Genomic DNA, 6,787 nt, shown 5'->3' on the forward strand with positions numbered 1-6,787 from the left:
CACCGGCGGACGCCACTCACACACCGGCGCCCCCCCCCGTTCGCGGCCCGGCCCCGGCGGCCCCCCCCCCGGGTTGAGCGGGGGTAAAACAAAACCACCCCCCGCGGGGGTGTGGGCAGGGGCTGGGCCGGGGCTTGCTCAGACGGAGCCGTCGGCGGACGGCGGGCCGAGCGGCTGGAACAGCAGCTCCGGGACCGGCGCAGTGGGTCCCGGAGCCGGATGGGGGCGCCGGGTCAGACCCGGCGCAGTACGGCGACGACCTTGCCGAGGATCGTCGCCTCGTCGCCGGGGATCGGCTGGTAGGCGGCGTTGTGCGGGAGCAGCCACACGTGGCCGTCCTCCCGCTTGAAGCGCTTGACGGTGGCCTCGCCGTCGAGCATCGCGGCCACGATGTCGCCGTTCTCCGCGACGGGCTGGCGACGGACCGTGACCCAGTCGCCGTCGCAGATGGCGGCTTCGATCATCGAGTCGCCGACGACCTTGAGGACGAACAGTTCGCCGTCGCCGACCAGCTGGCGGGGGAGCGGGAACACGTCCTCCACCGACTCCTCGGCGAGGATCGGGCCGCCGGCCGCGATCCGGCCGACGAGGGGAACGTACGAGGCGGCGGGCTTGCCGGTGGTGTCCGTGGGCTGCGAGCTGGGCTGGTCGGAACCGCGTACCTCGTACGCCCGGGGGCGGTGCGGGTCGCGGCGGAGGAAGCCCTTGCGCTCCAGGGCCATGAGCTGGTGGGCGACCGACGACGTGCTGGACAGGCCGACCGCCTGGCCGATCTCCCGCATGGACGGCGGGTAGCCCCGCCGCTGCACGGAGTCGCGGATGACCTCGATGACCCTCCGCTGCCGGTCCGTGAGGCCGGAGCTGTCGGCGCGGATGCCTGGAGGTCGCCCTGGAAGTGAGCGTGCGGGGCGCGCGGGCTCCGCCTCCTGGTTCAGACTTGCGTCGTTCATGGGATGCACCGGCTCGAGTCGGCTCTGGGAGCGGTTCTGGGCAGTGATGGTGGCACTGTCTGCGGTGGTGGTCACGTCGGCGGCCCCTCTCGAAATGTTCTCCCTAGCTGGACAACGGTAGTTGCTTTCGAAAGGTTGCGCCAAACACACGTTCGAGTGAAAAATCGCAGATCGCCCACCGTGGTCACATCAAGAGGTGTATGGACGATCGGCCCGCCGAACGCGGGTTCGGTCCCGCATCCGCTGTTTACGGTACCCTTCCCGGTCGGATCGCCAGCTTCCGGTCCTGTGCCCAGTGTGGCACCGGGAACGCCTCGGTCCGGTCATCGGACCGAGCGACACGCGGAACGAACCAAATCCACCACAACCCAAGATCTAGTGGTTGGATGAGCGCTGCCGCCCAGAAGTTGTGGTCCTCGGTCCTCCGAGGGCCTCGGCATCGCATATGCTGGTGGCTGCTTCGCAAGCCCCCGACGTAGACCCGTCTCCGTCGTTCAGGGGCTCGGCGAGGTGATTCAGTCGTGCCAAGAGGGAGGGTGAGGGAACCATGCACTGCCCCTTCTGCAGGCACCCTGACAGCCGCGTCGTCGACAGCCGCACCACGGACGACGGCACGTCGATCCGTCGGCGCCGTCAGTGCCCCGACTGCTCCCGTCGTTTCACGACGGTGGAGACGGCCTCGCTGATGGTGATCAAGCGCAGCGGGGTGACCGAACCCTTCAGCCGGACCAAGGTCATCTCCGGCGTGCGCAAGGCGTGCCAGGGACGGCCGGTCACCGAGGACGCCCTCGCCAAGCTCGGCCAGCGGGTCGAGGAGGCGGTGCGCGCCACCGGAAGCGCCGAGCTGACCACCCATGACGTGGGTCTGGCCATACTCGGCCCGTTGCAGGAGCTCGACCTGGTCGCCTACCTCCGGTTCGCGTCCGTTTACAAGGCGTTCGACACGCTCGAAGACTTCGAGACCGCCATCGCGGAACTCCGCGTGCCACGGACTCACCCCGAAGAGTGCGAGCCCCGCGGGACCGGCTCGGTCCCCGTGCCCGCCTCCGCCGCCGACTGACCGTCCGGCCGCAGCGCAGCGCGGCCGCCCGGGCAGCCCAGGCGAAGACACGTAGATACAAGTCAGACCGTGCCGCGGAATAACGCTGGCACTTTAGGGCGTTTTTGCCCGCATATGGGAGGAAGCGGCATGACAGAGACGGCGAGCGGCTCGGCACGAGGTTCCCGCGCCAAGGGGACCAAGACTGCCAAGAGCGGCCTTCGGATCGAGCGCATCCACACCACGCCCGGCGTGCACCCGTACGACGAGGTGAGCTGGGAGCGCCGTGACGTCGTCATGACCAACTGGCGCGACGGCTCGGTGAACTTCGAGCAGCGTGGCGTCGAGTTCCCCGACTTCTGGTCGGTGAACGCGGTCAACATCGTCACCAGCAAGTACTTCCGCGGCGCGGTCGGCACCCCGCAGCGCGAGACCGGTCTGAAGCAGCTCATCGACCGCATCGTGAAGACGTACACGAAGGCCGGCGAGGACCACGACTACTTCGCGTCCCCCGCCGACGCGGAAATCTTCGAGCACGAGCTGACCTACGCCCTCCTGCACCAGATCTTCAGCTTCAACTCGCCGGTGTGGTTCAACGTCGGCACGCCCCAGCCGCAGCAGGTCTCCGCCTGCTTCATCCTGTCCGTCGACGACTCCATGGAGTCGATCCTCGACTGGTACAAGGAAGAGGGCATGATCTTCAAGGGCGGCTCCGGCGCCGGCCTGAACCTCTCCCGCATCCGCTCCTCCAAGGAGCTCCTCTCCTCCGGCGGCAACGCCTCCGGTCCGGTCTCCTTCATGCGCGGCGCCGACGCGTCCGCCGGAACGATCAAGTCGGGCGGCGCCACCCGCCGCGCCGCCAAGATGGTCGTCCTGGACGTGGACCACCCGGACGTCGAGGCCTTCATCGAGACCAAGGTGAAGGAAGAGGAGAAGATCCGCGCCCTGCGCGACGCGGGCTTCGACATGGACCTGGGCGGCGACGACATCACGTCCGTCCAGTACCAGAACGCCAACAACTCCGTCCGCGTGAACGACGAGTTCATGACGGCCGTCGAGAACGGCACCGAGTTCGGCCTGCGCGCCCGCATGACCGGCGAGGTCATCGAGAAGGTCGACGCCAAGGCGCTCTTCCGCAAGCTGGCCGAGGCCGCGTGGGCCTGCGCCGACCCGGGCATCCAGTACGACGGTGTGATCAACAACTGGCACACCTGCCCCGAGTCCGGCCGCATCACCGCGTCCAACCCGTGCAGCGAGTACATGCACCTGGACAACACGTCCTGCAACCTCGCCTCGCTGAACCTGATGAAGTTCCTGAACGACGACGGCAAGGGCAACCAGTCCTTCGACGCCGAGCGCTTCGCCAAGGTCGTCGAGCTCGTCATCACCGCGATGGACATCTCGATCTGCTTCGCGGACTTCCCGACGCAGAAGATCGGCGAGAACACCCGCGCCTTCCGCCAGCTGGGCATCGGCTACGCCAACCTCGGCGCCCTCCTGATGGCGACCGGCCACGCGTACGACTCGGACGGCGGCCGCACCCTCGCCGCGTCGATCACCTCGCTGATGACCGGCACCGCGTACAAGCGCTCCGCCGAGCTGGCCGCCATCGTCGGCCCCTACGACGGCTACGCCCGCAACGCCGAGGCGCACAAGCGCGTCATGAAGCAGCACGCCGACGCCAACGCCGTCGCGCCGCGCACCGACGACCTGGACAACTCGATCTGGGCCGCGGCCACCGAGGCGTGGCAGGACGTCGTGCGCCTCGGTGAGAAGAACGGCTTCCGCAACTCCCAGGCCTCCGTCCTCGCGCCGACCGGCACCATCGGGCTCGCGATGTCCTGCGACACCACCGGTGTCGAGCCGGACCTGGCCCTGGTCAAGTTCAAGAAGCTCGTCGGCGGCGGCTCGATGCAGATCGTCAACGGCACCGTCCCGCAGGCCCTGCGCCGCCTGGGCTACCAGGAGGAGCAGATCGAGGCGATCGTCGCCCACATCGCCGAGCACGGCGTGGTCGTCGACGCCCCGGGCCTGAAGACCGAGCACTACGAGGTCTTCGACTGCGCCATGGGCGAGCGTTCCATCTCCGCGATGGGCCACGTCCGGATGATGGCCGCGATCCAGCCCTGGATCTCCGGCGCGATCTCGAAGACGGTCAACATGCCGGAGACGGCGACCGTCGAGGAGATCGAGGAGATCTACTTCGAGGCGTGGAAGATGGGCGTCAAGGCGCTCGCGATCTACCGCGACAACTGCAAGGTCGGCCAGCCCCTCTCCGCGAAGAAGAAGGAAGAGGAGAAGGAGGAGGTCACCGCCAAGGCGGAGGACACCATCCGCGCCGCGGTCGAGAAGGTCATCGAGTACCGTCCGGTCCGCAAGCGCCTCCCCAAGGGCCGCCCGGGCATCACCACTTCCTTCACGGTCGGTGGCGCCGAGGGCTACATGACCGCGAACTCCTACCCGGACGACGGCCTGGGCGAGGTCTTCCTGAAGATGTCCAAGCAGGGTTCGACCCTCGCGGGCATGATGGACGCTTTCTCGATCGCCGTCTCGGTCGGTCTGCAGTACGGCGTCCCGCTGGAGACGTACGTCTCCAAGTTCACGAACATGCGCTTCGAGCCGGCCGGCATGACGGACGACCCGGACGTGCGGATGGCGCAGTCGATCGTCGACTACATCTTCCGCCGCCTGGCGCTGGACTTCCTGCCCTTCGAGACCCGCTCGGCGCTCGGCATCCACACCGCCGAGGAGCGCCAGCGCCACCTGGACACCGGTTCGTACGAGCCGCTGGAGGAGGACCTCGACACGGAGTCCCTCGCCCAGTCCGCCCCGCTGGCCGCCGTCCCGGCAGCGCCCAAGCCGGTCGCGGTCGTCGAGGTCCAGGCCCCGAAGACGGCGCACTCGAACGCCGAACTCGTCGAGATGCAGCTCGGCGTGTCCGCCGACGCCCCGCTCTGCTTCTCCTGCGGTACCAAGATGCAGCGCGCCGGCTCCTGCTACATCTGTGAGGGCTGCGGCTCGACCAGCGGCTGCAGCTGACACGGGAGTAGCCCGCACGGGTAGCTGACCAGCAGTTCACGAAGGGGACCGGCCGATGCCGGTCCCCTTCGCCGTGGGGTTGGCGCGCGGGGCCGCCGTGGTGATCATTGGGCGGAGCGGGGCCGGTGGGCGCCCGCCGGTCGGTGAGCGGGAGCGGGGGAGACATGTGGAGCGGTGACCGGCTGGATCTGGACGCCTATCTGGAACGGATCGGCTACGACGGCCCCGTCGGGGAGGGCGGGGAACTCCGGGCGGACCTCGGGACGTTGTACGCAGTGCACCGGGCCCACACCGGTGCCATCGCCTTCGAGAACCTGGACGTGCTGCTCGGCCGCCCCGTCGAGCTCGACGTCAAGGTCCTGGAGGACAATCTCGTGCACGGCCGCCGCGGCGGCGACTGCTACGAGCCGAACTCGCTGCTGGCCGCCGCCCTGGAGCGGATCGGCTTCGAGGTCTCCGGGCGCGGCGCCCGCAACCGCACCCGGGGCGACTCCCTGCTCGCGGTGACGCACGCCGTCCTCGTCGTCACCGTCGAGGGCGAACCCTGGCTGTGCGACGCCGGGTTCGGCCACCAGGGGCCGCGCCGGCCCGTCCCGCTGGCGTGCCCCGGAACCGAAGTGGTCCAGGGGGAGTGGACCTACGCCGTCCGGGAGGAGGGCGAGGGGATCCTCGCGCTGAGCATGCTGCGCGAGGGCACCTGGCGGGACCTGTACGCGTTCTCCCCGCAGCGCTACCACCCCGTCGACTACGTCCTGCTCAACCACTACAGCTCCACCCACCCCCGCTCCGCCTTCGTCGGGCGGATCGTCGTCCAGCACCCGGGCGCTCCGGTCCGCAGGGCGCTCGTGGGGCGGGAGTTCACCCGCCTGCACCCCGACGGGCGGGTGGAGCGGCACTTCGTGGACCCCGACGAGCTGCTCGCGCTGCTCGACCGGGAGTTCGGGCTTCGGCTGTCCGAGCGGGATGCGGAGGAACTGGTGCGGATCAACCGCGCTGGGGACTGACCGGGGCCGCGCCGGGCCCGTACGATGGCGCGGTGCTGGTCAAGTGGATTCGCTGCACGGTGACGGACCGACGCGGGTTCGAGCGCGGGCAGCGCAAATGGGCGGGGCTGCCTGGCGAGCCGGGATTCCGGGGACAGGGCGGCGGTTGGAGCCGGGGGCGTCAGGGGGTCGCGCATGTCTTCGCGTTCTGGGAGAGCCGTTCCTTCTACGACTCCTTCATGGCCCGGTCGCACGACCGGCTGGCCGCGTCCCAGGCCGGCACCTACACCAATGCGCGGGTCACGCTCTTCGACCACCGCTTCGACGTGAAGACCGGCTTCGAACCGCGGTTCACCGACGCGGACGTCGTCCGCGTGGCCCACACCCGGGTGCGGGAGGGGCGCGTGGACCACTTCGCCCTCATGCAGGAAAAGGTGTGGAACCCCGCCATGGCCGGCTCGCCGGGCATGATCCGGGGCCTCTTCGGAGAGGCCCCCGGACGGGAGTTCCTGGTGCTGTCGATGTGGCACGCCGCCGCCGAGCACGGCAAATACCGCCAGGAGCGGGTCGAGCGGCTCTCGCTGCGCGCCCAGACCGAGGCCGACGTGGAAGCCCTCACCGGTGACGTCGTCGACCTCGAACCCGCCTGGACGGTATGACCGTACGACGAACGGCCGGTCGAGGGGGGGGGCCGGGGGGGGCGCGCGGCGGGGGGGGGTGTGGGTGGGGGGGGGTGTGGCGCGGGCCGGGGGGGCCGGGGGCGGCTGGGCGGGTGG

The 6,787-nt window shown here is 69.7% G+C and carries 5 protein-coding genes; 4 read left to right on the plus strand and 1 reads right to left on the minus strand.

All coding sequences use genetic code 11. The features are described from left to right. Nucleotides 1-233 precede the first annotated feature (233 nt). Nucleotides 234-1,025, minus strand: a complete 792-nt coding sequence (gene lexA / locus ACFXA3_RS30645; protein WP_054227536.1) for a transcriptional repressor LexA — start codon at nt 1,023-1,025, stop codon at nt 234-236. A gap of 472 nt (nt 1,026-1,497) precedes the next feature. On the opposite strand from lexA, the gene nrdR reads away from it, so the two are divergent. The 4 genes from nrdR to ACFXA3_RS30665 all read left to right on the plus strand — a co-directional run bounded on the left by nrdR (nt 1,498) and on the right by ACFXA3_RS30665 (nt 6,670). Beyond that, the gene (gene nrdR, locus ACFXA3_RS30650) at nt 1,498-2,010 is read left to right on the plus strand and encodes a transcriptional regulator NrdR (protein ID WP_054227535.1); all 513 of its coding nucleotides are present in this window, start codon (nt 1,498-1,500) and stop codon (nt 2,008-2,010) included. Between the two features lie 129 nt (nt 2,011-2,139). Further along, the gene (locus ACFXA3_RS30655; RefSeq protein WP_385191920.1) at nt 2,140-5,028 is read left to right on the plus strand and encodes a vitamin B12-dependent ribonucleotide reductase; all 2,889 of its coding nucleotides are present in this window, start codon (nt 2,140-2,142) and stop codon (nt 5,026-5,028) included. Nucleotides 5,029-5,192: 164 nt separating this feature from the next. Beyond that, nucleotides 5,193-6,032, plus strand: a complete 840-nt coding sequence (locus ACFXA3_RS30660; RefSeq protein ID WP_385191923.1) for an arylamine N-acetyltransferase — start codon at nt 5,193-5,195, stop codon at nt 6,030-6,032. A gap of 32 nt (nt 6,033-6,064) precedes the next feature. Beyond that, on the plus strand, nt 6,065-6,670 hold the full coding sequence (locus ACFXA3_RS30665; protein ID WP_385191926.1) for a YdbC family protein: 606 nt from the start codon (nt 6,065-6,067) through the stop codon (nt 6,668-6,670). The last annotated feature ends 117 nt before the right edge of the window (nt 6,671-6,787 follow it).

This window comes from Streptomyces sp. NPDC059456, from assembly GCF_042750055.1.
Lineage (GTDB): Bacteria > Actinomycetota > Actinomycetes > Streptomycetales > Streptomycetaceae > Streptomyces.

Bases quoted from the DNA above. Each gene is read 5' to 3' on its own strand.
- ACFXA3_RS30660 (WP_385191923.1), top strand. From the start codon at position 5,193: ATGTGGAGCGGTGACCGGCTGGATCTGGACGCCTATCTGGAACGGATC.
- nrdR (WP_054227535.1), top strand. From the start codon at position 1,498: ATGCACTGCCCCTTCTGCAGGCACCCTGACAGCCGCGTCGTCGACAGC.
- ACFXA3_RS30655 (WP_385191920.1), top strand. From the start codon at position 2,140: ATGACAGAGACGGCGAGCGGCTCGGCACGAGGTTCCCGCGCCAAGGGG.